This is a genomic window from Microbispora sp. CA-135349 (assembly GCF_050947365.1).
Classification (GTDB): Bacteria; Actinomycetota; Actinomycetes; order Streptosporangiales; family Streptosporangiaceae; genus Microbispora.
Genome location: NZ_CP192001.1, coordinates 7,055,603 through 7,077,032, shown reverse-complemented (window position 1 = coordinate 7,077,032; position 21,430 = coordinate 7,055,603). Strand labels below are relative to the sequence as shown.

At 71.5% G+C, this 21,430-nt stretch carries 29 protein-coding genes and 1 tRNA gene; 19 read left to right on the top strand and 11 right to left on the bottom strand.

Annotation, left to right across the window (positions count from 1 at the left end; translation table 11 throughout):
• Window positions 1-70 precede the first annotated feature (70 nt).
• Complete coding sequence (locus tag ACQPZZ_RS32630) at window positions 71-220, bottom strand: GPGG-motif small membrane protein (protein ID WP_169947694.1); 150 nt, start codon at window positions 218-220, stop codon at window positions 71-73.
• 226 nt (window positions 221-446) lie between these two features.
• On the opposite strand from ACQPZZ_RS32630, the gene ACQPZZ_RS32625 reads away from it, so the two are divergent.
• A complete protein-coding gene (locus ACQPZZ_RS32625; RefSeq protein WP_432925428.1) occupies window positions 447-1,409 on the top strand; it encodes a TIGR03557 family F420-dependent LLM class oxidoreductase in 963 nt (320 codons plus the stop codon).
• A 12-nt stretch (window positions 1,410-1,421) separates the two neighbouring features.
• Here ACQPZZ_RS32625 and ACQPZZ_RS32620 read toward each other — a convergent pair whose 3' ends face one another.
• Together ACQPZZ_RS32620 and ACQPZZ_RS32615 are read right to left on the bottom strand one after the other, a co-directional pair.
• Window positions 1,422-1,913 (bottom strand): DUF6328 family protein, encoded by a 492-nt coding sequence (locus ACQPZZ_RS32620; RefSeq protein ID WP_432925426.1) that lies wholly within the window; start codon window positions 1,911-1,913, stop codon window positions 1,422-1,424.
• Window positions 1,910-2,410, bottom strand: coding sequence for a DUF1360 domain-containing protein (locus ACQPZZ_RS32615; protein WP_432925424.1), 501 nt, complete (start codon window positions 2,408-2,410; stop codon window positions 1,910-1,912). The genes ACQPZZ_RS32620 and ACQPZZ_RS32615 overlap by 4 nt, the downstream gene beginning before the upstream one ends.
• Window positions 2,411-2,465: 55 nt before the next feature.
• On the opposite strand from ACQPZZ_RS32615, the gene ACQPZZ_RS32610 reads away from it, so the two are divergent.
• The gene (locus ACQPZZ_RS32610) at window positions 2,466-3,062 is read left to right on the top strand and encodes a hypothetical protein (RefSeq protein WP_432925423.1); all 597 of its coding nucleotides are present in this window, start codon (window positions 2,466-2,468) and stop codon (window positions 3,060-3,062) included.
• Between the two features lie 83 nt (window positions 3,063-3,145).
• Here the strand turns inward: ACQPZZ_RS32610 and ACQPZZ_RS32605 are convergent, their stop codons facing one another.
• Window positions 3,146-3,511 (bottom strand): PRC-barrel domain containing protein, encoded by a 366-nt coding sequence (locus ACQPZZ_RS32605; protein ID WP_432925421.1) that lies wholly within the window; start codon window positions 3,509-3,511, stop codon window positions 3,146-3,148.
• 158 nt (window positions 3,512-3,669) lie between these two features.
• Between ACQPZZ_RS32605 and ACQPZZ_RS32600 the strand changes: the two genes are divergently transcribed.
• The 4 genes from ACQPZZ_RS32600 to ACQPZZ_RS32585 all read left to right on the top strand — a co-directional run bounded on the left by ACQPZZ_RS32600 (window position 3,670) and on the right by ACQPZZ_RS32585 (window position 6,476).
• Window positions 3,670-3,746 (top strand) — tRNA-Lys (locus ACQPZZ_RS32600).
• 28 nt (window positions 3,747-3,774) lie between these two features.
• Window positions 3,775-4,356, top strand: a complete 582-nt coding sequence (locus tag ACQPZZ_RS32595; RefSeq protein ID WP_432925419.1) for a TetR/AcrR family transcriptional regulator — start codon at window positions 3,775-3,777, stop codon at window positions 4,354-4,356.
• Window positions 4,357-4,515: 159 nt separating this feature from the next.
• The gene (locus ACQPZZ_RS32590) at window positions 4,516-4,800 is read left to right on the top strand and encodes a hypothetical protein (protein WP_432925417.1); all 285 of its coding nucleotides are present in this window, start codon (window positions 4,516-4,518) and stop codon (window positions 4,798-4,800) included.
• Window positions 4,785-6,476 (top strand): hypothetical protein, encoded by a 1,692-nt coding sequence (locus tag ACQPZZ_RS32585; RefSeq protein WP_432925415.1) that lies wholly within the window; start codon window positions 4,785-4,787, stop codon window positions 6,474-6,476. The genes ACQPZZ_RS32590 and ACQPZZ_RS32585 overlap by 16 nt, the downstream gene beginning before the upstream one ends.
• A gap of 106 nt (window positions 6,477-6,582) precedes the next feature.
• Here ACQPZZ_RS32585 and ACQPZZ_RS32580 read toward each other — a convergent pair whose 3' ends face one another.
• Entirely contained in the window at window positions 6,583-6,789 is a 207-nt protein-coding gene (locus ACQPZZ_RS32580) for a hypothetical protein (protein WP_432925414.1), read from the bottom strand.
• A 175-nt stretch (window positions 6,790-6,964) separates the two neighbouring features.
• Between ACQPZZ_RS32580 and ACQPZZ_RS32575 the strand changes: the two genes are divergently transcribed.
• Complete coding sequence (locus tag ACQPZZ_RS32575; RefSeq protein ID WP_432925412.1) at window positions 6,965-7,888, top strand: 2'-5' RNA ligase family protein; 924 nt, start codon at window positions 6,965-6,967, stop codon at window positions 7,886-7,888.
• 247 nt (window positions 7,889-8,135) lie between these two features.
• Window positions 8,136-9,467 (top strand): DUF2786 domain-containing protein, encoded by a 1,332-nt coding sequence (locus ACQPZZ_RS32570; protein WP_432925410.1) that lies wholly within the window; start codon window positions 8,136-8,138, stop codon window positions 9,465-9,467.
• Between the two features lie 80 nt (window positions 9,468-9,547).
• Here the strand turns inward: ACQPZZ_RS32570 and ACQPZZ_RS32565 are convergent, their stop codons facing one another.
• Window positions 9,548-10,171 carry a hypothetical protein gene (locus ACQPZZ_RS32565; RefSeq protein ID WP_432925408.1) on the bottom strand — a complete coding sequence of 208 codons (624 nt, stop codon included), beginning with the start codon at window positions 10,169-10,171 and terminating at the stop codon, window positions 9,548-9,550.
• 96 nt (window positions 10,172-10,267) lie between these two features.
• On the opposite strand from ACQPZZ_RS32565, the gene ACQPZZ_RS32560 reads away from it, so the two are divergent.
• Together ACQPZZ_RS32560 and ACQPZZ_RS32555 are read left to right on the top strand one after the other, a co-directional pair.
• The gene (locus ACQPZZ_RS32560; protein WP_432925406.1) at window positions 10,268-10,606 is read left to right on the top strand and encodes a hypothetical protein; all 339 of its coding nucleotides are present in this window, start codon (window positions 10,268-10,270) and stop codon (window positions 10,604-10,606) included.
• Between the two features lie 233 nt (window positions 10,607-10,839).
• On the top strand, window positions 10,840-11,493 hold the full coding sequence (locus ACQPZZ_RS32555; RefSeq protein WP_432925404.1) for an HAD family hydrolase: 654 nt from the start codon (window positions 10,840-10,842) through the stop codon (window positions 11,491-11,493).
• Window positions 11,494-11,497: 4 nt separating this feature from the next.
• Here the strand turns inward: ACQPZZ_RS32555 and ACQPZZ_RS32550 are convergent, their stop codons facing one another.
• Window positions 11,498-12,400 (bottom strand): LysR family transcriptional regulator, encoded by a 903-nt coding sequence (locus tag ACQPZZ_RS32550; RefSeq protein ID WP_432925402.1) that lies wholly within the window; start codon window positions 12,398-12,400, stop codon window positions 11,498-11,500.
• 105 nt (window positions 12,401-12,505) lie between these two features.
• Between ACQPZZ_RS32550 and ACQPZZ_RS32545 the strand changes: the two genes are divergently transcribed.
• Both ACQPZZ_RS32545 and ACQPZZ_RS32540 read left to right on the top strand, forming a co-directional pair.
• Window positions 12,506-12,904 carry an SDR family NAD(P)-dependent oxidoreductase gene (locus ACQPZZ_RS32545; protein ID WP_432925400.1) on the top strand — a complete coding sequence of 133 codons (399 nt, stop codon included), beginning with the start codon at window positions 12,506-12,508 and terminating at the stop codon, window positions 12,902-12,904.
• Between the two features lie 9 nt (window positions 12,905-12,913).
• Window positions 12,914-13,606, top strand: coding sequence for a hypothetical protein (locus ACQPZZ_RS32540; protein ID WP_432925398.1), 693 nt, complete (start codon window positions 12,914-12,916; stop codon window positions 13,604-13,606).
• On the opposite strand, the gene ACQPZZ_RS32535 is transcribed toward ACQPZZ_RS32540, so the two are convergent.
• Window positions 13,596-14,936 (bottom strand): helix-turn-helix domain-containing protein, encoded by a 1,341-nt coding sequence (locus ACQPZZ_RS32535; protein ID WP_432925397.1) that lies wholly within the window; start codon window positions 14,934-14,936, stop codon window positions 13,596-13,598. The genes ACQPZZ_RS32540 and ACQPZZ_RS32535 overlap by 11 nt on opposite strands.
• 166 nt (window positions 14,937-15,102) lie before the next feature.
• Between ACQPZZ_RS32535 and ACQPZZ_RS32530 the strand changes: the two genes are divergently transcribed.
• Entirely contained in the window at window positions 15,103-15,330 is a 228-nt protein-coding gene (locus tag ACQPZZ_RS32530; RefSeq protein ID WP_432925395.1) for a hypothetical protein, read from the top strand.
• 138 nt (window positions 15,331-15,468) lie between these two features.
• On the opposite strand, the gene ACQPZZ_RS32525 is transcribed toward ACQPZZ_RS32530, so the two are convergent.
• Window positions 15,469-15,642 (bottom strand): hypothetical protein, encoded by a 174-nt coding sequence (locus ACQPZZ_RS32525; protein WP_432925393.1) that lies wholly within the window; start codon window positions 15,640-15,642, stop codon window positions 15,469-15,471.
• Window positions 15,643-15,751: 109 nt separating this feature from the next.
• On the opposite strand from ACQPZZ_RS32525, the gene ACQPZZ_RS32520 reads away from it, so the two are divergent.
• From ACQPZZ_RS32520 to mgrA, 5 genes are all read left to right on the top strand, one after another.
• Window positions 15,752-16,345 carry a PadR family transcriptional regulator gene (locus ACQPZZ_RS32520; RefSeq protein ID WP_432925392.1) on the top strand — a complete coding sequence of 198 codons (594 nt, stop codon included), beginning with the start codon at window positions 15,752-15,754 and terminating at the stop codon, window positions 16,343-16,345.
• 120 nt (window positions 16,346-16,465) lie between these two features.
• Entirely contained in the window at window positions 16,466-16,699 is a 234-nt protein-coding gene (locus ACQPZZ_RS32515) for an SgcJ/EcaC family oxidoreductase (protein WP_432925390.1), read from the top strand.
• On the top strand, window positions 16,696-17,151 hold the full coding sequence (locus ACQPZZ_RS32510) for a hypothetical protein (RefSeq protein ID WP_432925388.1): 456 nt from the start codon (window positions 16,696-16,698) through the stop codon (window positions 17,149-17,151). The genes ACQPZZ_RS32515 and ACQPZZ_RS32510 overlap by 4 nt, the downstream gene beginning before the upstream one ends.
• 70 nt (window positions 17,152-17,221) lie before the next feature.
• The gene (locus ACQPZZ_RS32505; protein WP_432925386.1) at window positions 17,222-17,851 is read left to right on the top strand and encodes an alpha-ketoglutarate-dependent dioxygenase AlkB; all 630 of its coding nucleotides are present in this window, start codon (window positions 17,222-17,224) and stop codon (window positions 17,849-17,851) included.
• A 143-nt stretch (window positions 17,852-17,994) separates the two neighbouring features.
• Window positions 17,995-18,990 (top strand): L-glyceraldehyde 3-phosphate reductase, encoded by a 996-nt coding sequence (mgrA, locus tag ACQPZZ_RS32500; RefSeq protein ID WP_432925384.1) that lies wholly within the window; start codon window positions 17,995-17,997, stop codon window positions 18,988-18,990.
• Between the two features lie 90 nt (window positions 18,991-19,080).
• On the opposite strand, the gene ACQPZZ_RS32495 is transcribed toward mgrA, so the two are convergent.
• Complete coding sequence (locus tag ACQPZZ_RS32495) at window positions 19,081-20,034, bottom strand: SDR family NAD(P)-dependent oxidoreductase (protein WP_432925382.1); 954 nt, start codon at window positions 20,032-20,034, stop codon at window positions 19,081-19,083.
• Between the two features lie 55 nt (window positions 20,035-20,089).
• On the opposite strand from ACQPZZ_RS32495, the gene ACQPZZ_RS32490 reads away from it, so the two are divergent.
• Window positions 20,090-20,509, top strand: a complete 420-nt coding sequence (locus ACQPZZ_RS32490) for a MerR family transcriptional regulator (protein WP_432925380.1) — start codon at window positions 20,090-20,092, stop codon at window positions 20,507-20,509.
• 18 nt (window positions 20,510-20,527) lie between these two features.
• Here the strand turns inward: ACQPZZ_RS32490 and ACQPZZ_RS32485 are convergent, their stop codons facing one another.
• On the bottom strand, window positions 20,528-21,385 hold the full coding sequence (locus ACQPZZ_RS32485) for an NAD(+)/NADH kinase (protein ID WP_363646661.1): 858 nt from the start codon (window positions 21,383-21,385) through the stop codon (window positions 20,528-20,530).
• Window positions 21,386-21,430: the final 45 nt, after the last annotated feature.

Sequence of the window (21,430 nt, the reverse complement as noted above, 5' to 3'; positions counted from 1 at the left end):
TGCGGGACGGCGGCCGGCCTTGTGGCCAGCCGCCGTCCCGATGTCCGCGAGCAGGGTGGGCGAGGTGCGACTATGGATTGAAGATGCTGACGCCACCGGGGCCGACGAGGAATCCGATGACGATGAGGACGATCCCCCAGAGGATGTCCCGACGGGCCAGGATCACGTAGATCCCGGCGATTACCAGTACCACGGCGATGATCCAAAGCAGAGTAGCCATGGCCCTCCACTGCCCGTACAAGGGGCCTCGTAACATCAATCGGCCCCGGGTCCTGTCCCATGATCTTTCTCGCCTGCCGCGGCCGCCCGCCGAGATCCCGCCCCGCGTCCATCAGGTCGAACTCCGCCGCGGCGGACGATCGAGGGACACTCCCGAGGCCGATTACATTGCCCCTTAAGGGATCATTACTACGTTTGCTTGACCGTATTGGGGCATGTGGTGATACATGACCACTTTCGGATATTTCCTGTCCAGCGAGGAGCATGACCCCAAGGAACTGGTCCGCCAGGCGAAACTCGCCGAGGAAGCCGGCTTCGAGGCATTGTGGATCTCCGACCACTATCACCCGTGGCTGGACGAGCAGGGCGAGAGCTCGTTCGTGTGGTCCGTCATCGGGGCCATCTCGCAGGCCACGTCGCTACCGGTGACCACGGCGGTCACCTGCCCCATCATCCGGATACACCCAGCGATCATCGCCCAGGCCGCGGCGACCGCCCAGATCCTGCTGGGCGGCGGGTTCCGCCTGGGGGTCGGCACCGGCGAGGCTCTGAACGAGCACATCCTGGGCGACCAGTGGCCTCCCGCCGAGGAGCGCCAGCGCATGCTGGAGGAGGCCCTCGACGTCATCAGGGAGCTGTGGACCGGCGAGCTCGTGACGTATCACGGCGAGTTCTACGAGGTGGACACGGCGCGGCTGTACTCGCTGCCCGACCGGCCCCCGCCGATCTACATCTCGGGCTTCGGACCCAAGTCCGTCGAGCTGGCGGGCAGGCTCGGCGACGGGTACATCCACACCGCGCCGGCGGCCGACATGGTGGAGGCGTTCCACAAGGCGGGCGGCGAGGGCAAACCGTGCGCGGCGGGGCTGAAGGTGTGCTGGTCGGACGACGAGGCCGAGGCGCGCAGGACGGTGCACAGGCTCTGGCCCAACCAGGGGATCCCGGGTGAGGCGGCACAGCTCCTGCCGCTGCCGCGGCACTTCGAGCAGCTCTCGCAGCTCGTCACGGAGGAGGCCGCCACCCGGTCCACGCCCTGCGGTCCCTCTCCGGAGACGCACCTCGGCGCGATCCGCGAGTATGTGGACGCCGGCTTCGACGAGGTCTACATCTCGCAGATCGGCCCGGATCAGGACGGGTTCTTCGAGTTCTACGCGACGCGGATTCTGCCGAGCCTGAGGGAGGCGGGCTGACCGCGCTCTTTCTCAGGCGTCGTTCCTGACCGTGCGCAGCGACAGGAGCGGCTGGATGAACCACAGCCAGCCGGACAACAACGCCACACCCGCGCCGATCAGCACCGTCGGCCACCTGCCGGTCAGCGCGTCCATGACCAGGGCGGTGGAGCAGGCCATCGACACGGCCAGGGCGAGCCCGCCGGCCACACCGAGCCGGTTCGCCCGGTGCAGCAGCAGCTCCTTGAGCCCCGATCGGAACAGGATCCGGTGCTGGGTGGCCGGAGCGATGAGGCAGATCGACGCGACCGCGGCGGTCACGACCGCGATGTAGAACAGCCAGTTCCCGGTCGCGTCGACCTTCTCGAAACCGGCGGAGAACGGGAGCGTCAGCAGGAAGGCGAACAGCACCTGCACGCCCGTCGCCGCCACCCGCAGACCCTGGAGCAGCTCGCCGAGCTCGCGGTCGACGCGCTCCTTCGGGTGCTCGCCGGTGTTCTCGAGGGGCTCCAGCACCTCGCTCATTCGGCGGCCTTCATCAGGCGCGCGTAGGCCAGCTGGAGCCAGTCGGAGATCGCCACGGCCGCCATGGTGGCCCCGGCCAGCCGGGTCACCCTGGGGAAGAACACGGTGCCCGCCGCATACCCCGTCGCGACCCACTGAGACAGGCAGAACGGGCAGGTCAGCAGCTCGCCCACGGCGTGCTGCAGACCGTGACCGCGGACCTCCTCCTTGAGCTCGGCCGGGCCCGAGACGCCCTCGTATCTGGTGAAGGGGGCGCGAATGGGACTGGTCACCGGGTCCTTCGCGAGCGTGCGCGAGAGCCGGTGCGTGAAGAGCCCCATGAGTGCGATGTCCATCACCTTGATCTTCTCTGGGCCCTTGCGGCCCGTCAGTTTCGCGGCGGCGAGCAGCGTCGCCACGGCCCCGCCGTACACCGCGAGAACCCGTGTGTACGAGGCGAGGGGACGGTCGTCCTCCCCCTCGTATTCGCGCTTGATCTCCTGGAGGGTCTCGGTCATGAGCGCGCCCTACCCGGGATTGTTTGCGGCGAACATGGCTGGGCAAGCGACGTGAGTGGGTAGTCACAGTCACGAAGTCACCGACGCGATCCTTGAAACGCTCAAGCGCGCCGGGGCCGGCCTCAAGGAGGCCGGGGTGCGGTTCGCCCTGGCCGGAGGCTGCGCCGGTTACGCGAGGGGCGCCGCGCCATCGCTGCACGACGTCGACTTCGCTCTGATCGAGGAAGACGTCCCGCTCGCGCTGAAAACCCTGGAGAGCCTGGGTTTCCGGACCGCGAGACCACCGGAGGACTGGCTGGTCAAGGCGTTCGACGAGGAAGGTGTGCTCGTCGACCTGATCTTCTCGCTCGCCGACAGGCCCGTGACCGAGGCCATGATCGGCCGAGCCGAGATGATCAATACCGCCGCGCTGAGTTTGCCCGTCCTCGAAGCCACCGACCTTGTGATCTCCTGGATACTGCCGCTGTCGGAACACGCCTGCGACTACGGTTCGCTGCTGCCCATGGTCCGCGCCATGCGGGAGCAGGTGGACTGGGACCGGGTCGCCTCGGTCGCCGCCCCGTCGCCGTACGCGTCGACGTTCGTCACGCTTCTGGAGCGGCTGCACATCATCGCCCCTACGACACCTCGGCCTGACAGCACCTGGCCCTGAGGGCCGGTAATCATGCGGAGGAGGGCCGGGCGAAGGAAAGGGGCCGCGCCGTCACGGCGCGGCCCCCTTTTCGGAAATCACTCTCACATGGACGACGAAGTGCGGGGGAAACGCCCGTAGTACTCCCCGACGCGGTCCCGGTAGCCCGGATCGCTCATCGCCGTCTCGTTGAACTCCGGCGCGTTCTTGATCTCTTGTTTCGTCCGGCTGACGAAGACCTTGCGGTCCTGGAAGTCGATCCTCGTCACCACACTCGCGGGGAGCATGACCTTCTTACCGAAGATCCACGGGCCCGTGTCGACGACGATGTAGCTCTGGCCCGCCTCATAGGTGGCCTCGTCCACGGAACCGATCTTTCCATCCACGGCCTGCACGTCGTATCCGGCGATGTCCATCTGCTGTCCGGTGCCGGAGACGGTGTCGGAATACGACCAGAGATCCGGTGTCATGGTGCTCACTCCCTTCGTCGTCACTCCACGTACCCGAAGGGAAGAAGGGGAACATCCCGGACACGTAAGGGCAGGACATGATCTGGCCGTGTCGTTTTCCGGGGCGGGGCGCGCCATGGCGCGAGAAGCCTCCGGATGCCGCTACTCTTGTGGTGCGGGCGCCGCTAGCTCAGTTGGTTAGAGCAGCTGACTCTTAATCAGCGGGTCCGGGGTTCGAGTCCCTGGCGGCGCACCACAATAGACGGGCATTCGCGATCTCGCGGATGCCCGTCGTCGTTTCCGGGCCCGAGATCGGGCCGTCGCAACTTCTGACCCACCGTCGTGGGTACGCACAGGCGTCCCTCGCCCGCATCGCGAAGCTGGCGAAGATCAGCACCGGGGTGATCTCGTATCACTTCGGCAGCAAGGACGAGCTGATCCGGGCCGTGGTCGCCGAGGTGGCCCGGATCGCGACCGAGATGGTGGAGCCGCGCATCGTCGCCCAGGCCAACGCCACCGACGCCCTGCGGGTCTACATCGAGGCGAACCTGGAGTTCATGCGCGCGCACCCCAAGCCGTTGCTCGCGTTCGTGGAGATCATCACGCACGGCCGTGACCCCGAGGGCGGCCCGTCCCCCTACGCGCCGCAGCACGAGATCGCGCTCGAGGACCTGCAGAAGGTGCTGGCGTGGGGGCGGGCCACCGGGGAGTTCCGCGACTTCGACCCGCGCACGATGGCGATCGCGATCCGCGGAGCCATCGACGCGGTGCCGGCGCAGATGCTCGTCCGCCCGGATCTGGACTTCGATCTTCTCGCCCGCGAACTGACCACTCTCTTCACGCTCGCGACAAGGAGCACCGCATGACGGCGGCGCTGGAGATCTCAGGCTTACGCAAGACCTTCGGGGAGAAGACGGCGGTCGACGACGTCGACCTGACCGTTCCCGGGGGTTCCCTTCTACGGCCTCGTCGGCCAGAACGGTGCGGGGAAGACGACGACCCTGCTCCACGCGCCGAGACTCCTCGTGCTGGACGAGCCGTTCGAGGCGGTCGACCCGGTCTCGGCCGCGACGATCAAGACCATCCTGCGCGGGTCCGTCGCCGGGGGCGGCTCCATCGTCTTCTCCAGCCACGTCATGGCCCTGGTCGAGCAGCTCTGCGACCACGTCGCCGTGATCGACAAGGGCAGGGTGGCGGCGGCGGGCCCGCTGGCGCAGGTGCGCGGCTCCGGCACGCTCGAGGACGCCTTCGTCGGCCTGGTCGGCGCCGTCGACGGCGGTGTGAGGGAGCTGTCGTGGCTGTCGCACTGATCATGGTCCGTATGAGGCTGGCCGTGCTCCGCAACTCGATGAGCGGGCAGCGCGGCGGCATGATGGCCCTGGGCGCCGTGGCCGGTCTGGTCCTGGCGGCCGGCACGGTCGCGCTGGCCCTTTCCGACACGGCACTGCTCGCGCCGGCGTACACCGTCTGGCTGCTCGGCCGGATCTTCGGCCCGGTCTTCAGCGGGGGCGGCGACGAGACACTGCGGCCCGAGTACTTCGCCTCCCTGGGCCTGCCCGCCCGCCGCCTCGCCGTGGGTCTCCTCGTCTCGGCCTTCGCCGGGGTGACGCCCGCCGTGAGCGCGCTCTCCCTGACCGGTCTCGTGGTCGCCGGCGTACGGCAGGGCCCCGCCGCCGCGCTCGCCGCGATTCCCGCGCTGCTCCTGCAGCTCGTGGTGTTCGTGCTGGCGTCCAAGGTCGCGGTCGCCCTGTTCGGTCTGGTCCTGCGCTCACGGGTGGGCGCGGTCGGCGCCGGGATGGTCAACGGCGCGATCCTCGCGGTGCTCGGGCAGATCTGGGTCGTCTTCGTGGCTTTCGGCGAGGTGGGCGGGGTGCCGCCCGAGGTGACGGAGCCGGCCGCGTACCTGCCCGGCGCCTGGGGACTGGCGGCCGTCGAGGCCGTGGGGGCCGCCGACTGGTGGCGGGCCGCGGCCGCTTTGCTCGGGCTCGCGGTGCTCGGGCTCGCGGTGCTCGGGCTCGCGGTGCTCGGGCTCGCGGTGCTCGGGCTCGCGGTGCTCGCCGTCCTGCTGCTCGCCGTCCTGCTGCTCGCCGCGTGGGCCGCGCTGCTCGCCCGGCGCGCGGGCTCCGTCAGGGCCGCGACCCGGGGGCGCAGGCCGATCCGGGCGGCCACCGCCGAGGGCGCCGTCCTCGCGAAGGAGCTGCGTACGTGGTCGCGCGATCTCGTGCGCACCCACTACATGACGTTCAGCCTCGTCTATGGGGTGTTCTTCGCGGGAGTGCCGCTGCTGACGGGACGGACCTGGATGCTGCCCTGGGCGGGCCCGATCTTCATCCTGATGGCCGCCGCGATGTCGGCCAACCTCTACGGCACCGACGGCACCGCGCTGTGGCTGACGCTGATGACGCCGCGGGCGAGTGACGTCCGCGGCCGGCAGTACGCCTGGCTGCTGACCGTCGCCCCGGTCGCGGTCGCGCTGACTCTCGGCCTCACCGCGGTCGCCGGAGGGCCCTGGCCGCTCGTGCTCGCCGTCCTCCTCGCGCTGCTGGGCGGAGGCGCCGGGATGGTGACGCTCGTCTCTGTGTACGCGCCCGTCCCCGGCGTCGATCCTCACCGGCGCGGCGGCAACCCCCTGCGCACGACGGAGGACGACGGCGCGGCCACCGGCATGGTGTACGCCGTGCTGGCGCTGGTCGCCCTCACCGCGGCCCCCGCCGCCGTCGCCGCCCTGCTGTGGGGCTGGGCGGGCGTGGCCGCCGGAGCGATCACGGGTGCCTTCTTCTGTTGGGGTCTCGGCCTGCTCGCGGAGCGCCGGCTGTCCTCCCGGGGTCCCGAACTGCTCCACCTGCTGCGCACCGGCCGCCCGGACACGCCCCCCCGCCGGCCGGACCGGCATGGAGGACATGCCACGCCGGGCGCGACTCGTGGTCGGGCTCTGCTTCTCCACCGGTGCGATCCCGCTGGTTCCGCAGGGAGTGGTGGCCGGTGATCGTCCTCATGGCACTGCTGGGGGTGGCGATCTACGCGACCGGCGTCGTCGTCCTCCTCCGCCACCGCGGGCGGAGGGCGTGACGCCGCGCCGGGGGCGCCGGGTCTCAGCGGGAGGTCTCGTACCAGAGGTAGGGGATCGACCAGTCCCAGTGCTCGGCCTCCTCCAACTGATCGAGTGCGAGGTGGGCCGCGTCATCGGGAGCCCATGCCGGCATGCAGATGACGCCGAACTGGGCGGCCCAGTACCGTCCGAGTCGTACGAACCCCCCTCCGATAGCACAGACCATTCGCTTCACCAGCGAGAACACCATCGGGCACCACTCCTCGCACGATCAGGCACGGCACCAATGTGGCCCAGATCACTCTGCATCTGGAAATAAAGATTTAATCTGGTCGAATCCTCCATGTAAATGCCCAGAGGGTACGTGACGCACTCGCGGTGATTTTCGGTGGTACGCGTGACCACCGGGCGGGAGGATGCCGGGCATGTCACCCTTCGAAATCGGTGAGACCGCCCTGGTGGTGGAGGTCCCGTCGGCGGAGCCCCTGGTCCGGGGCCTGCGCGAACGCTACGACTCCTCCGCGGCGTACGGCATGCCCGCGCACGCCACCGTCCTGTATCCGTTCCTGCCCCGTGAGCGCCTCGACGACGGCGTGCTCGCCGCCCTGCGGGAGCTGTTCGCGGCACGGCGGCCGTTCGAGGTCGCGTTCCGGGGCGTCGGCCGCTTCCCTGGCGTGGTCTACCTCGCTCCGGAGCCGGACGGCCCGTTGCGCGAGCTCACCGAGACGGTGGCGGGCCGCTGGCCGGAGGCGCCGCCGTACGGAGGCCGGTTCGACGCCGTCGTGCCCCATCTCACGGTCGCCGAGGGCCTCGCCGGCGAGGACCTCGCGAGGATCGCGGCGGGCCTGGCGGCCGGGCTTCCCGTGACGACGCTCGTCGGCGGCGTGACGCTGCGGGTCTTCGACGGCGAGGGCTGGCGTGCGGAGGCGTTCTTCCCCCTGGGTGAGCCGCCGGTGGCCGAGTTCGCCTTCCCCGGGCCGCTGCGCGAGCGCCTGGTCGCGGCGATTCTGAGCGGGGCAAAGACGGCCTCCGCGGGCTTGCTGGCGGATTACGAGCACTGCGGTGACCCCCTTCCTGCCGCCGGCCGGTGGGCCGCGCTGATCGACTCCGCCGGACGGCGTCTGGCGCTGCTGGAGACGACGCAGGTGCGGGTCGTGCCGATCCGGGAAATCGACGAGGCGTTCGCCCGCGACGAGGGCGAGGGGTTCGACACCGTCGCACAGTGGCGTGCCGCGCACGAGCGCTTCTGGACCGGCCCGGAGATGTCCGCCCTCCTGGGCGGACCACCGGTGATCGACGACGACACGTTGATCGTGGCCGAACGCTTCCGCCTGCTCGGTCCCCTCTGACCGCCGTCCCGCACGGTCGTGCGCCTGGCCTGTGGATAACGTCACGGAGCCGGTGACGGGGGCTGACAGAATCGCTCGCACGACCGACCGGGGGCCGCCGAGGGCCACCCGGAGGGGACGCCGATCGGGGGAGGGCGAGCGGATGAGCGGGGCGAACCGGCACGGTCATACCCAGGACACGCAGGAGCGTCGCGCCGGAGGCGCGCGGGGGGAGGGTGCGCGGAGGGACGGCGCGCGGGAGGACGCTGTGCAGGGGGATGGCGCGCGGCGGCGGTGGAGCCTCGGGCCGGCGGGCGGAGCCGACTGGAGCTTCCCCTGGTCGTCGTCGGGAGCTCCGCACCAGGCCGCCGAGGAACTGGTGGCCGAGTTGCTGTCGGCGGCGCTGCAGGCGCGGCGCCGCCGCGACGAGACCGAGTTCGGGCGGTGCATGAAGGTCCTGGCGCGGGGACAGGGATTGCGCGAAGCCGTGGACCGCGCCCTGCTGGACGCCCTGAACCGGCACGTGACGCTCGCCTGGCAACGCGGCTGGCAGCCCGCCGACCTCGTCCGGCTGGTGGACCGGCGGCTGGAGGCCCGGCACGTCCGCCTCGTGACCGACGCCGTCGCGGCCGAGATGAGGGCCTACGCCGCGCCGACGGTGGACGACCGATGGCTGGACCAGCTCACGGCCGTCGGCGCGACGGTGTGGTGGCGCCGCGACGAGGAGTACCTGCGGGACGACGGCGACCGCACCGCGTTGGTCGCCTGCGTGCTGCGGGTGGTCCATCTGCTGGCCACGCTGCCGCCGCTGGAACGGCTGTGCCCGGTGCCGGGAACGGCCCGCCGTACGGGTGGCCCCCGCGGCGGCGCGGTGGACGAACGCGTGCTCGCCCGGGTGCGGGCCCTGCTGGCCAAGGCCGAGTCGACCGAGTTCGAGGCGGAGGCCGAGACGTTCACCGCCGCGGCCCAGTCACTGATGGCCCGCCACAGCATCGACGCCGCGCTGCTGGCCGCCCGGACGGCCGGTCAGAGAGGGGGCGGCCAGGGAGGAGCCGGCCGGCCGGAGGGACGCCGGCTGGGCGTCGACGCGCCCTACGAGGGCCCGAAGGCGATGCTGCTGGACGTCATCGCGTCGGCCAACCGCTGCCGCTCGGTTTGGAGCCGGCATTTCGGTTTCGCCACCGTGCTCGGGTTTCCCGCGGACCTGGCCGCGGTGGAGATGCTGTTCACCTCCCTGCTGGTGCAGGCCACGACCGCGATGAGGCTGGCCGGGGCCCGCCGGGACGGCTCCGGCCGGTCCCGCACGAGGTCGTTCAGGCAGTCGTTCCTCGCGGCGTACGCCCAGCGCATCGGGGAGCGGCTTCGGGAGGCGACGGGGCAGGCGGTGCGGGAGGCCGCCGCCGACACCGGGCGCGACCTGCTGCCGGTGCTGGCGGCCCGGGAGGCCGCGGTCGAGGCGAGGGTCGAGGAGCTCTTCCCCACGCTGACCATGGTCGGCGCGGGCGCGATCAGCAACCGGGAGGGCTGGATTTCCGGCCGGGCCGCCGCTGACCGGGCCATTCTCGACGTATACGGCAAAATCACCCAGGGAGGCCGGTGATCGACTCGGTGCCGGCGGCCCACAACGCGGTCCGAGCGCTCGGTCGCCACGGGACCACGAGGGCTGCCGGACGGCGGGGTTCACACATCGAGCAACTCGTGCGGCCCCCAGCCGTCGGCGTCCTCCACCACCCGCAGGGCCAGCTCCGCGCGGCCGGCCATGTCGAGTGGGGCGACGCCCGAGACCGCGTGACCGTGCGCGAGCCGATCCAGCGCGGCGCCGACGAGCGACCCGGCCGTCCGTACGGTCGAGGGCAGCGCGATCGAACGCGTCGAACCGCCGTGCAGCACGATGTTGCGCTGGCGGTAGAGGCGCCGGAAGCAACCGCGCAGATAGCGCTCCACCCGGCCGAGGGTCACGGACGGCGCGGCGACCAGCTCGCGCATCCGCCCGAGCGCGGCGGTGGCCACCGGGTCGTCCACGCGCACGATCGGCTCCGCGGCCAGCCACCGGGCCATCCGCCGCGCTCGTTCGCGGTTGTTGGCGCCGGCCGCGTCGAGGTCGCGGCACAGGCGCGCGTCCTCCTCGCGGATCCGGGCGTCGTAGCTGAGCGCGAGCAGGCCCCCGCTCGCGCGGACCCCGGTGACGTGCGGAAACCCGACGACCAGATCGACGGCGTCGGCGGAGGTCCCGAGCCGTGACTTGATCTCACGTCGGAGGAAATCCTGAGGAAGCCCTCGTCCAGCAGGTGAGCGGCGATGCATCGGGAGGAACGTTCCACATGCACGTGGCCGGAGGCGAGGAGATCGCGCCACCGGCGAAGATAACCGTCCGTCACCAGGTCCGACAGGAGCGCCAGGGTGCGCCGGCTGCGGGCGCCCGGTTTGATCGGCCTGACGCAGATCTGGTGCAGGTGCCGGCGGATCAGCCCGTCGCCGAGCGCGCTGTCGGTCTTCAGCCTGGGCAGCAGCGACTCCCGGGCGTACCACGCGAGAGAGGCCTGCGAGAGGACGTGGCGCCCCACCCAGTCGGCCGCCTCCACCGCCTCGCGCAGGGCGAGGACGGTGCCCACGTCCCACAGGCGGCGATGCCAGGGACGCCAGGACTCCAGCAACTCCTGGACCCGGGCGGTGACCAAGGCGCCGGTTCAAGGTCTGCTGCTGACTCCCATCGGCGAGGTGCCTCCTTCGGCTGAGTGACTGCGTCGTCAACGCTTGCCCCGGTCCGGCGGCCAGCCGTCGCGCCCGGTGCGGGGCTTGGGGAAGGCGGCCCGCACCCCTTCGACCTCGAGTGTCCCCCGTGCGTCGTCCCCGGGCCTGCCGTAACCGAATCTTTTTCTGCCGTCACGGTGGCTTCGGTCCTGCCCGACAGGGCAGTGAAGGCCGGCCGAATCCGCGTAAGGTGCATGCAGCGTGAGAGACGGGAGGTACCGATGCGGCTGGAGGCGGTCTTCTTCGACGTCGGAGAGACCCTGGTGGACGAGACCCGCGAGTACGGCACCTGGGCCGACTGGCTGGGCGTCCCGCGGCACACCTTCTCCGCCGTGTTCGGCGCCGTGATCGCACGCGGGGGCGACTACCGGGACACCTTCCAGCACTTCCGGCCCGGATTCGACCTCCATGCGGAGCGGGAGCGCAGGGCCAGGGAAGGCCAGGCCGAGACGTTCGGCGAGGAGAACCTCTATCCGGACGCCCGGCCCTGCCTGGCGGAGTTGCGGGAGATGGGACTGCGCGTCGGCCTCGCCGGCAACCAGACCGCCCGCGCCGAGACCATCCTGCGCGCCCTCGACCTGCCCGTGGACGTGATCGGCACCTCCGACGGCTGGGGTGTGGAGAAGCCCGACGCGTCCTTCTTCGACCGTGTGGTGGCGGAGGCCGGATGCCCGGCGGAGTCCGTCCTCTACGTGGGCGACCGCCTCGACAACGACATCCGGCCCGCCCAGAAGGCCGGGCTGCGCACCGCCCTCGTACGGCGGGGTCCCTGGGGGCACATCCTCCGGCACGAGCCGGCCGCCCGGGCGTGCCTGTTCCACGTCGACTCACTGGCCGAGCTGCCCGCCCTGATCCGCAAGCACAACGGCGACTGATCGCTCAACCGGCCGCGGTGAGATCGATCGAGGCGGCCAGTTCCGCCGCGACGGCGAGCAGGTTCCGTACGGCCTGCCGGTCGCGCGCGGGGTGCCAGGCCATGACGGTCTCGGCCCGGTCGCCGGAGAGCGGCACGAAGACGACACCGCTGCGCCGGAGGCTGTGCGAGGACCGGGCGAGCCGCGTCACGCCGACACCGGCGGCGACCAGACCGAGCAGGCTCGGCACACCGTCGGCCCGCTGTACCACCCGCGGCTCGAAGCCCGCAGCACGGAAGTCCTCGTCGTACTTGCGATGCCAGGGTGGCCACGAGCCGCGCGGGGTGAGGACCCACGGCTCGCCGGCCAGATCGGCGAGCGACAGCTCGGCCCGTCCGGCGAGCGGGTGACCCGCCGGCAGGACCGCGCAGACGGGCTCGGCGACCAGCGTCGCGGTCGCAAGGTCGCCGACCAGCGGCGGCCGGGTGAACGCCGCGTCGTATCGGTCCTCGCGCAGCCCGGCTACGAGCTCGGCGATGCCGACGGCCTCGGCGAGCAGCTCGACATCCGGGTACCGCTCCCGGAACGCGCGGACGACCGGGGGCATCATGTAGTTCGCGGTTGAGACGAGGAAGGCCACCCGAAGCCGGCCGATCTTGCCGCGCACCGCCCTGTGGGCGGTTTCCAGGGCCGCGTCCGCCCGAGCCGGGACGGCCCGCGCCTCGGGCAGGAACACCCGGCCGACCTCGGTCAGTCGCGTGCCCCGGGTGTCGCGGTCGAACAACCGTGCGCCGAGAGTGCGCTCGAGTGCTGCGATCTGCTGTGACAGCGACTGCTGGGCGATGTGCGGCTCCCGCGCGGCGACGGTGAAGCTCAGATGCTCGGCCACGGCGGCGAAATACCGCAGATGACGCAGCTCGGGGGTCACAGGCCCTGACTGTAACCCCTGCAGGGAGCGAGTGTTGGCCGGGAGGGTCTCGCCCGGCGCAGCTGCGCGGGCTGATGGAGGTCATGTTCTCCGGGGCAGCTCAGCATGCCGGGGTTCGGCGCCTACTGCGCCGCCAAGTTCGCCCTGGAAGGGCTGTCGGAAGCGCTCGCCGCCGAGGTCGCGCCCTTCGGCGTACGGGTGCTCATCGTGGAGCCGGGCGCGTTCCGCACCGAGTTCGGCGGCCGTCGCATGCACCGCTCTGAGCCGATCGACGCCTACCGGGTGTCCACGGGTACGACCAGGTCCTTCGTGGACGGCATGGACGGCACCCAGCCGGGGGACCCGGCCAAGGCCGCGCAGGCGATCCTCCGGGTCCTCGACGACGAGCCGCCGCTGCGGCTCGCCCTGGGCGACGACGCCAAGGAGGCCATCCGCGCCCACCACGAGACTCTCCGTGAGGACCTGGACCGCTGGGAGAAGCTCAGCAGGACGACGAATCTCTAGAGTGGTCGGATGCGATCCGATCACGATCCGGATGTCATGCCATGGCTCGGCCGTGACTGGGGGGCGGTGAACCACCGGGACGCGCTGGCCGACCTCGTCAGGCTCGGCTGGACACCCTGTGGAGTGGGCGACTGGGCCGTCGGGCTGCGCTCACCACGCGGCCTGCTCGCGGCGCGGATCTGCCCGTTCGACCCGGCCTATCCGGCCTTCCTGGAGCTGTGCCGCCGCTGCCCCGGCAACCCGTACCTGCCGGGGGTGGCGCTCGCCGAGGGCCTCGACGGCGGCGGCTCGCTCACGGTCCTGGAGTTCCTGACCCCTGCCGAGGAGGCCGAGGCGGCCGAGGTCGCCCGGCGGTGGCGCGAGGGGGCGGGCGACGAGGCCTTCGACGCCGTACGGCGGACCGCCCTCGCGGTGGACGAGGAGTGGCGGGCGCGGATGCCGTGGTGGGACGGGCTCGACCTCAACCACGGCAACGTGCGCCGGGCGGTGGACGGAAGAACCGTGCTCGTCGACGTCTTCTGCATGGACGGGGCGTCGCTGTACGGCCAGGTGCTCGACGACTCCGCCGTCGTGCGTGAGCGCCTGTCGGCCGACGCGACGCGACACCTGCTGGACATCCCGTACATCGCCCGCGCGAGCTCCCCGGCGGAGATCGAGGCGCTGCGCGCGGCGTGGCGGGCGGGGGCCGCCGTCACATCGTGAGCTCGGGGTGTCTGGCGCGGCCGAGTTCGGTGAGCCGTTCGTCCAGCGCCCGCGTCGCCGCCGCGGGCGGCAGGACCTTCAGCACGCCGCGGACGCGGTCGTGCCCGATCGCGTACCACTGGTCCTCCAGCGCGTCGACCGCCCGCCTGAGATGCTCGGCGGCCTGGTCGCCGTCCCCCGGGGCGTGCGCGGCGGCGAGGTCGGCGAGCAGCACCGAACGCTGCTTGCCGCCGTTCGGGCCCAGGTCGTCCAGCGCCTTGACCAGGCGGCGGGCCGCTTCTTCGTGGTTGCCCGCCGTCAGCGCGCTGTAGCCGGCGAAGCCGTCGAGCCTGGCCCGCTCGAAGAAGTCCAGCCAGGCCGGGTCGTCGCCGCCCGCGTCCACCATGTGGTCGGCGCGGTCGATGTGGCGCATGCACTCCTTCGGTTCGCCGCAGCGGGCCGAGATCTCCGACGCCACGCAGTGCAACCACGCCCTGGTCAGCGGGCCGACGCCGTGCCAGGCGTGCGCGAACGCCGCGTCCAGCAGGCCCAGAGCGTCCGTACGGTGGCCCTCGAACCCCGGCACGAACGCCGCGTGGGCGAGCACGGCGGCGGCGAGCGGATGGTCTCCGCACTCCCGGGTGGCCGACAGGGCCATCCGGTACAGCCGCGCCGCGGTGGGGCCGTCGTTCAGGTCGAAGAAGGCGACCCTGCCCGACAGCAGGGCCGAGCGTGCGGCGGCCTCGGCCAGTGTCTGCCGGACCGGTCCCTCCGGCGCCCCTCGCAACAGGCTCATGCCGAGCCGTGTGTGCGCGACCGACGCCTGGAAGATGTCGTCGGGCGGCGAGGTCCAGTAGAGGGCGGCCTGCTTGTCGACGACCCGGGCGAACGCCTCGGCCGACTCGGCGTCGACACCGCGCCCGCGTTCGACCGCCGCGGGAAGACGCTCGCCGCCCTCGCCGAGGAGCGGAGCGAGCACGCCCGCGCCGAGAAGCCCCCGCAGGAACGTGTAGCGGTCGATGCCTTCTGCGACGATCATGCTCAGCAGCCTCCGTATCTCGTCCACCACCTCCGTGACCGGCCGCATGGCCATCTCGTCGGGGGTGAGCAGTCCCAGTTCGCTCGCGGGCTTGTCGAAAATCGTCACGAGATGCTTGCGGTAGCGCGGATCCGGCCACCGCTCGCCGGTCTCCCACCGTCGCACCGTGTTGGCCGTCAGGCCGGTGTCCTTCTCACCGCACGCCCGCATGGACGCACGGATGCGTTCGCACAGCTCCTCGTAGGACCACCCGCGCTGCAGGCGTTCCCACGCGAGCCGGCGATTCGGCGGATGGCGGTGGTTGGCCGGCATGTCGCACCCCCAGCACACTGCGTCAGCGTGACACGCTGACACTACGGGAGATTCTGTGTTCGCGTGGCTACTGGCTGTGATTGGACGTCCTCTGGCTGATACTCCAACCGCTTCAAAAGCGCTTAGCTTGGCCCACTTCCGCGAGCAGCCGTTGGAGATGGGTGACATGACCACGTTGGAGGACATCGCACGGGTCCATACCGGCTGGATCATCTGGCGGTCGGACGTCGGCCGCTGGTGGGCGACCAGGCGCGGGACGGTGGACCTCGACGCGATCCGCTTGGGATGCGCGATGACGCTCGACGCCGACGACCCCGAGGCCCTCGCCGTCGCGCTGGCCGCTCAGGCCGAGATCACCGCCGCTGTCGTCGCCGACCCCGCCGCGGCCGGGTGAGCGGGGCCTCGGGCGCGGTCATCGGCCGTGCCGCAGACGGTCCCTGATGTAGCCGGCGACGTGAACCGCGCAGGCGCCGTTGTTCGCGCCTGCGCGATCCGTGGAACTTGATCTGCGGCAGATCAAGCAAGGAGGCGTTCAAGCGTCGGCCTTCCCGCTCATCCCCCCTTCGTCGAGGAGGTCGACCTTCAGGGTCAGGTCGACGACGACCGGGAGACCGCCGGTGAGGTGGTAGACCTGCCACACCTGCCCGTTCGTCAGCACCGTCCATTCGACGCCCTCGTTCACCGCGTACATCTGCACCTGCCGCATGCGCGAGGCCGGGGTGGTGCGCCGCCGCCCGTGCGCGTTGGCGCACGGGGGTTCCCTGTTGCATTGCGTCTCGCTATAGTGCGGAGTGCAATAAGCCAATGGGGGAGTGATGAGGCGGGCGGACAGGGATCTGGTCGGGCTGACGGTGCTCGCCCTGCTGTCCGTACGGCCCGCCCACCCCTACGAGCTGCACCGGTTCGTCGTCGACACGCACAAGGACTACATCGGGGGCCTGCCGCGCAGCCTCTACCACGCGGTCGACCGGCTGGCCCGCGAGGAACTCATCGTTCCCGTGGAAACCAGCAGGGAGGGCCGCCGGCCGGAGCGCACGGTCTACCGGGTGACCGAGGAGGGGCGGGCCGAGCTGAGCACCCGGCTGCGCCGTCTCCTGGAACAGCCGGACGGCGACACCAAGGTCTTCCTGGCCGCGGTGTCGCTGATGGGATGCCTTCCGGTTCCCGAGGTGGAGCGGGCGCTGGGCACCCGCGCCGCCACGCTGGAGGGCGCGATCGTCTCCGCCGACGCGCACATCGAGGGGCTGGCCGGTTCCGGTCTGCCGCGCGTGCTGGTCCTCGAAGTGGAGTACGACCGGGCGATGAAGGCCGCGGAACTCGAGTGGGTCCGCAGGACCCTCGCGGAGATCCGGTCCGGCCGGATCGCCTGGAGTGCCGACTCGAACGCCGGACAGCTCGACCGACAGTGACGCGCCGGCCGGATGCGTCAACATCCGGCCGGCGCCGGACCCGACCACCGCGAAGCGGCCGATCAGGACTCGCACTCGAAGGATAGGCGGCTTCGCGGTCACCCGAGAGGAGCCGCCACCATGTCCGACGACATCCGCCGACTGCTGGACGCGCTGACCGCAGCCTGGAACGACGGAGACGCCGCCGCGTTCGCCGGGCTGTTCACCGAGGACGCCGACTATGTGACGTTCTTCGGCCTTCACATGGAGGGCCGCCGGGCCATCGAGGACAGCCACCGGGCGTTGTTCGAGGGCCCGCTGAAGGGGGCCCAGCGCTTCGCGTCGTTCCAGAACACGCGGATCGGCGCGCCGTGACGTCCGCGGGGACCCTCCTGTGCGAGGTGCGCGGCGTCGTCGAGGCGCCGGTCGAGCGTGTGGCCGGCCTGCTCCTGCGCGTACGGCCGGGGCCGGTGGGACGCGACAACTGCTTCCCGTTCGCCGACCACGGCGGAACGCTCACGGGCGGGCCGGACCGCTTCGTTCTGGCCGCGCCCGGCCACGCGATGACGGTCGAGGTGGGCCCGGACCGGCTGGCCGCGCAGGGCGGCTGGTGGTGGCGGGGCGAGTATCGCCTCGCGCCCGATCCCGCCGGCACCCTGCTGATGCACCGGGTCCGCAACGTGGCCGAGCGCATGCGCTGGGGGGTGCCCCTGGCCAACCGGTTCTTCCTCGGGTTCCGGCCGGCCACGCGTGCGGGCTTCGCCGTCCTGCTCGACCGGGTCGGCGCCGAGCTGCACTGCCAGGTCCGTTTGCTGGACGGCCCCTGAATCATCGTGGCGAGCACGGGCGTGCCCGGCACCGGCATGATCGAATGCGTGTTTGAATATGCTGGTGGGCATGAGGACTTTCCAGGCTTCGCTCCTCGACTGGGACGAGGATGTTCACGTCGGCCCGCTCGGCTCGTCGGTGCGGCGCACCCCGCTCGACCGGGGCGCCTGGATCGACGTCAGGCCGCACTGGATCGAGGGGGCCGACGCGCTCTTCGAACGCCTTCTCGAGGTGGTGCCGTGGCACGCCGAGCGCAGGCACATGTACGACCGGGTCGTGGACGTGCCCCGTCTGCTGAAGTTCTACGAGGAGGACGAGGAGCTTCCCGACCCGGTGCTGGTCCAGGCGCGGGACGCGCTCGACGCCCACTACGAGGAGGAGCTCGGCGAGCCGTTCCGCACGGCCGGGATGTGCCTCTACCGGGACGGCCGGGACAGCGTGGCCTGGCACGGTGACACGATCGGGCGCGGCAGCACGCAGGACACCATGGTCGCGATCGTGTCGGTCGGCACGCCGCGCCCGCTGCTGCTGCGTCCGCGCGGCGGGGGCGGCCCGACGGTGCGGCACGAGCTGGGCCACGGCGACCTCATCGTCATGGGCGGGAGCTGCCAGCGCACCTGGGAGCACGCGATCCCGAAGTCCGCCACCGTGGCCGGCGCCCGCATCAGCGTTCAGTTCCGCCCCAGAGGCGTGCGCTGAGGGGCGGCGACAGGCCGGCCCCGCCGGTCCGGGTTCGGGGTGTCGCCCCACCTGCCGGGCCGTTGACACGTGCGGTTTCCTGGTAGTCCTGGAGCAAGGCCCCGGCTAAGCACGGGCCACGGCCGCACGAAGAAAGGTCACGGATGATCCCGAACCCTTACGCCCCCGTCCCCACCCGGTACGACGACATGCGGTACCGGCGCAGCGGGAGGAGCGGGGTGCTGCTTCCCGAGATCTCCCTCGGCCTGTGGCACAACTTCGGCGACGGGCACCCGTTCGACGTGCAGCGCGCCGTTCTGCGCCGGGCCTTCGACCTCGGCGTCACCCACTTCGACCTGGCCAACAACTACGGCCCCCCGTACGGCTCCGCGGAGGAGAACTTCGGCCGTCACCTGGCCGCGGACTTCCGGCCCTACCGGGACGAGTTGTTCATCTCGACGAAGGCGGGCTACGACATGTGGCCCGGGCCGTACGGCGAGTGGGGGTCGCGCAAGTATCTGCTGGCCAGCCTCGACCGGTCGCTGAGCCGGATGGGCCTCGACTACGTCGACGTCTTCTACTCCCACCGGCCCGACCCGGACACCCCGATCGAGGAGACCATGGGCGCCCTCGACACGGCGGTGCGCTCCGGCAAGGCGCTCTACGTGGGCATCTCCAACTACTCCGCCGAGCAGACCGAGCGGGCCGCCGCCGTGCTGCGCGAGCTGGGCACCCCGCTCCTGATCCACCAGCCGCGCTACTCCATGCTCGACCGCTGGGTGGAGGACGGGCTGCTCGACACGCTGGAGCAGGCAGGAGCGGGCTGCATCGCGTACTCGCCGCTGGCGCAGGGCCTGCTCACCGGGCGCTACCTCGACGGCGACGTGCCGGCCGACTCCCGGATGGCGATCGGCCATTTCCTCACGCGCGACCGGCTCACCCCCGAACTGCTGGAGACCCTGCGCGGGCTCAACAAGATCGCACAGGAGCGCGGCCAGTCGCTCGCCCAGCTCGCCCTGTCGTGGATCCTGCGCGACCCGCGGGTCACGTCCGTGCTGATCGGGGCGAGCTCGGTCGGGCAGCTCGAACAGAACATCGCGGCCCTCGACGCGCCCCCGCTCACCGCAGGGGAACTGGCCGAGATCGAGAACCTGCTGTAGGCCACACGGACGCGGTCCCCGGGGCCGGCGCGCACGCGCCGCCCCGGCCGGCCGCGTCAGGAGGCTGTCCGTGTCAGGAGGCTGTCCGTGTCAGGAGAACGCGTCGACGCCGGTGAGCTCGGACGACAGATCCCAGAGCCGCGACGCCTCCCCGGGGTCGATCGCCCACGGCTTGACCCCTCCGGTGTCCATGTCGTCGCCCGTGGCGAGCTCGGCGACGTCGCAGTCCTGGCAGTAGACCCCGCCCCGATCCGCGAGCATGGGAGAGGTCGCCGCCCAGACCGTCGTGGCCGCGCCCTGCTCCGGAGTCTTGAAGCCCTCCGCCGCCGTGCCGTCCGGAGAGATCCAGCCGAGGGCGATCTGCTCCTCGCGGGGGATGTGCCGCTGGAGGGGAGTGAGAATCTCGCCCGGATGCAGGGAGAAGGCCCGTACGCCGGCGGCGGCCCCGAGCGCGTCGAGGCGCACGGCGAACAGGATGTTCGCCGTCTTCGACTGGCCGTAGGCCAGCCACCTGTCGTACCCGTCGCGGAAGTGGATGTCGTTCCATCGGATCCCGGTCGCGAAGTGGCCGGCGGAGGACACCGACACCACCCGCGATCCTCCGCCGGCCAGGGCGGGGCGGAGGCGGTTCACGAGGGCGAAGTGACCGAGGTGGTTGACCGCGAACTGGGCCTCCCACCCGGGGCCGACGCGGGTCTCCGGGCAGGCCATGACGCCGGCGTTGGCGACGAGGATGTCGATGGTCCTGCCGGTCTCGACGAGCGTTTCCGCGAACACGCGCACGCTGTGCAGGTCCGCCAGGTCGAGCTCGCGGGTCTCCGTGCCCGGGATGTCGCGCAGCGCCTCCTTCGCCGCCGCCGGCCTGCGCGCGGGGACGATCACCTGAGCCCCCGCCGTGCTCAGCGCCCGCGTCGTCTCCAGGCCGAGCCCGGAGTACCCCCCGGTGACCAGGGCCGTCCGCCCGGACAGATCGATGCCCGCGAGCACCTCGCGCGCGGTGCTGCGGGCACCGAAACCACTGCCGATCCTGTGCTGTGTCGTCATGAGAAGGACGGTAGAAACTAGAGTGTGCTCCAGGTCAAGCTGTACGATCCGCCGCATGACCAGGCGTACGGAAGCTCTGTCCATCGGGCAGGTCTCGGAGGCGACCGGGCTGAGCGTGCACGCGCTGCGGTTCTTCGAACGCGAGGGGCTCTTCCTCCGCCCGATCCCCCGATCGGCCGGAAGGCAGCGGGTGTACGACCCGGCGGACGTGCAGTGGCTGGTCCTGTGCAACCGGCTGCGCGACTCCGGCATGTCCATCGCCACCCTGCGCAGGTTCGCCGAGCTCGTACGGTCGGGGCCGGGCAACGAGCACGAGCGCCTCGCTTTGCTTGAGGAGCACGAGCGCACCGTCAGGGCACGGATCGCCGAGCTCGACGCGAGCCTCGCGGTCATCCACGACAAGGTGGTCACCTACCGCGGGCACCTGCGCGACGGGACCGCGACGGGACTGTGGGCGCCCACGCCGTCCCCCTGATCGGCCCTTGAGGCCGGCTCAGTCGATCTCGGCGCTGCCGTTCACGCGGAGCTTGCGCCGGGCCCGCTCGTAGAAGGTGGTCGTCCCGAGCCGCACCACGCGGGCGGCGGCGCGCAACGCGGTCACGGTGAGCCGGTCGCCTGGGCACAGGTGGCCGCCGATGGTGCCGTCGACCTCCAGCGCGAGCTGTCCGCTGGTGGGGAGCACGTCGAGCGTCACCTCCTCGTCGGCCGACAGGACCAGCGCCCGGTTGAACGCCGAGTGGGCGGCGGCGGGGACGACGAGGAAGCCCTCGACGGTGGGGGAGACGATCGGGCCGCCGGCCGAGAAGCTGTACGCGGTGGACCCGGTGGAGGTGGAGACGATCACGGCGTCGGCGGCGTACCGCACGAACGGCTCGCCGTAGACCGAGACGGAGACGGCCGCGAGCCCGTCGCCGGGGATGCGGACGAGGGCGATGTCGTTGAACGCGGTCACCATCCGGCCGTCGTGGCTGGTCGCGCGGACCGCCATCCGTGGCTCGACCGTGTATCTGTGCTCGTCGATCGCGGACAACGCGGGCGCTAGCTCGTCCACGTCGATCTCGGCGAGGAAGCCGAGCCGTCCCAGGTTGACGCCGAGGACGGGGGTCGGCCGCCCGGCGATCAGGCGCATCGTGCGCAGCATGGTGCCGTCGCCGCCGAGGCTGACGAGGAGGTCGGACCGTCTCACCAGGGCCGGGGCGTCCACCGCGACCGCGCTGCAGTCGATGCGCCCGACCTCGTCGGGCAGCCCGAGCACCGTGCAGTCCCGCTTGCGCGCCCACTCGACGATCGTGTCGATCGCCTCCTTGGAGTCGCGTTGCGGATGCAGGACGAGACCCACGGTGCTGACCATGCCCACGCCCTCACTGTACGGCCACCGGCCCGTGCGTCTGTCCCC

Bases quoted from the DNA above. Each gene is read 5' to 3' on its own strand.
- ACQPZZ_RS32630 (WP_169947694.1), bottom strand. From the start codon at position 220: ATGGCTACTCTGCTTTGGATCATCGCCGTGGTACTGGTAATCGCCGGG.
- ACQPZZ_RS32625 (WP_432925428.1), top strand. From the start codon at position 447: ATGACCACTTTCGGATATTTCCTGTCCAGCGAGGAGCATGACCCCAAG.
- ACQPZZ_RS32620 (WP_432925426.1), bottom strand. From the start codon at position 1,913: ATGAGCGAGGTGCTGGAGCCCCTCGAGAACACCGGCGAGCACCCGAAG.
- ACQPZZ_RS32615 (WP_432925424.1), bottom strand. From the start codon at position 2,410: ATGACCGAGACCCTCCAGGAGATCAAGCGCGAATACGAGGGGGAGGAC.
- ACQPZZ_RS32605 (WP_432925421.1), bottom strand. From the start codon at position 3,511: ATGACACCGGATCTCTGGTCGTATTCCGACACCGTCTCCGGCACCGGA.
- ACQPZZ_RS32595 (WP_432925419.1), top strand. From the start codon at position 3,775: ATGCCCGTCGTCGTTTCCGGGCCCGAGATCGGGCCGTCGCAACTTCTG.
- ACQPZZ_RS32580 (WP_432925414.1), bottom strand. From the start codon at position 6,789: ATGGTGTTCTCGCTGGTGAAGCGAATGGTCTGTGCTATCGGAGGGGGG.
- ACQPZZ_RS32575 (WP_432925412.1), top strand. From the start codon at position 6,965: ATGTCACCCTTCGAAATCGGTGAGACCGCCCTGGTGGTGGAGGTCCCG.
- ACQPZZ_RS32565 (WP_432925408.1), bottom strand. From the start codon at position 10,171: ATGCATCGCCGCTCACCTGCTGGACGAGGGCTTCCTCAGGATTTCCTC.
- ACQPZZ_RS32555 (WP_432925404.1), top strand. From the start codon at position 10,840: ATGCGGCTGGAGGCGGTCTTCTTCGACGTCGGAGAGACCCTGGTGGAC.
- ACQPZZ_RS32545 (WP_432925400.1), top strand. From the start codon at position 12,506: ATGCCGGGGTTCGGCGCCTACTGCGCCGCCAAGTTCGCCCTGGAAGGG.
- ACQPZZ_RS32540 (WP_432925398.1), top strand. From the start codon at position 12,914: ATGCGATCCGATCACGATCCGGATGTCATGCCATGGCTCGGCCGTGAC.
- ACQPZZ_RS32535 (WP_432925397.1), bottom strand. From the start codon at position 14,936: ATGCCGGCCAACCACCGCCATCCGCCGAATCGCCGGCTCGCGTGGGAA.
- ACQPZZ_RS32530 (WP_432925395.1), top strand. From the start codon at position 15,103: ATGACCACGTTGGAGGACATCGCACGGGTCCATACCGGCTGGATCATC.
- ACQPZZ_RS32525 (WP_432925393.1), bottom strand. From the start codon at position 15,642: ATGCGGCAGGTGCAGATGTACGCGGTGAACGAGGGCGTCGAATGGACG.
- ACQPZZ_RS32520 (WP_432925392.1), top strand. From the start codon at position 15,752: ATGAGGCGGGCGGACAGGGATCTGGTCGGGCTGACGGTGCTCGCCCTG.
- ACQPZZ_RS32515 (WP_432925390.1), top strand. From the start codon at position 16,466: ATGTCCGACGACATCCGCCGACTGCTGGACGCGCTGACCGCAGCCTGG.
- ACQPZZ_RS32505 (WP_432925386.1), top strand. From the start codon at position 17,222: ATGAGGACTTTCCAGGCTTCGCTCCTCGACTGGGACGAGGATGTTCAC.
- mgrA (WP_432925384.1), top strand. From the start codon at position 17,995: ATGATCCCGAACCCTTACGCCCCCGTCCCCACCCGGTACGACGACATG.
- ACQPZZ_RS32495 (WP_432925382.1), bottom strand. From the start codon at position 20,034: ATGACGACACAGCACAGGATCGGCAGTGGTTTCGGTGCCCGCAGCACC.
- ACQPZZ_RS32490 (WP_432925380.1), top strand. From the start codon at position 20,090: ATGACCAGGCGTACGGAAGCTCTGTCCATCGGGCAGGTCTCGGAGGCG.
- ACQPZZ_RS32485 (WP_363646661.1), bottom strand. From the start codon at position 21,385: ATGGTCAGCACCGTGGGTCTCGTCCTGCATCCGCAACGCGACTCCAAG.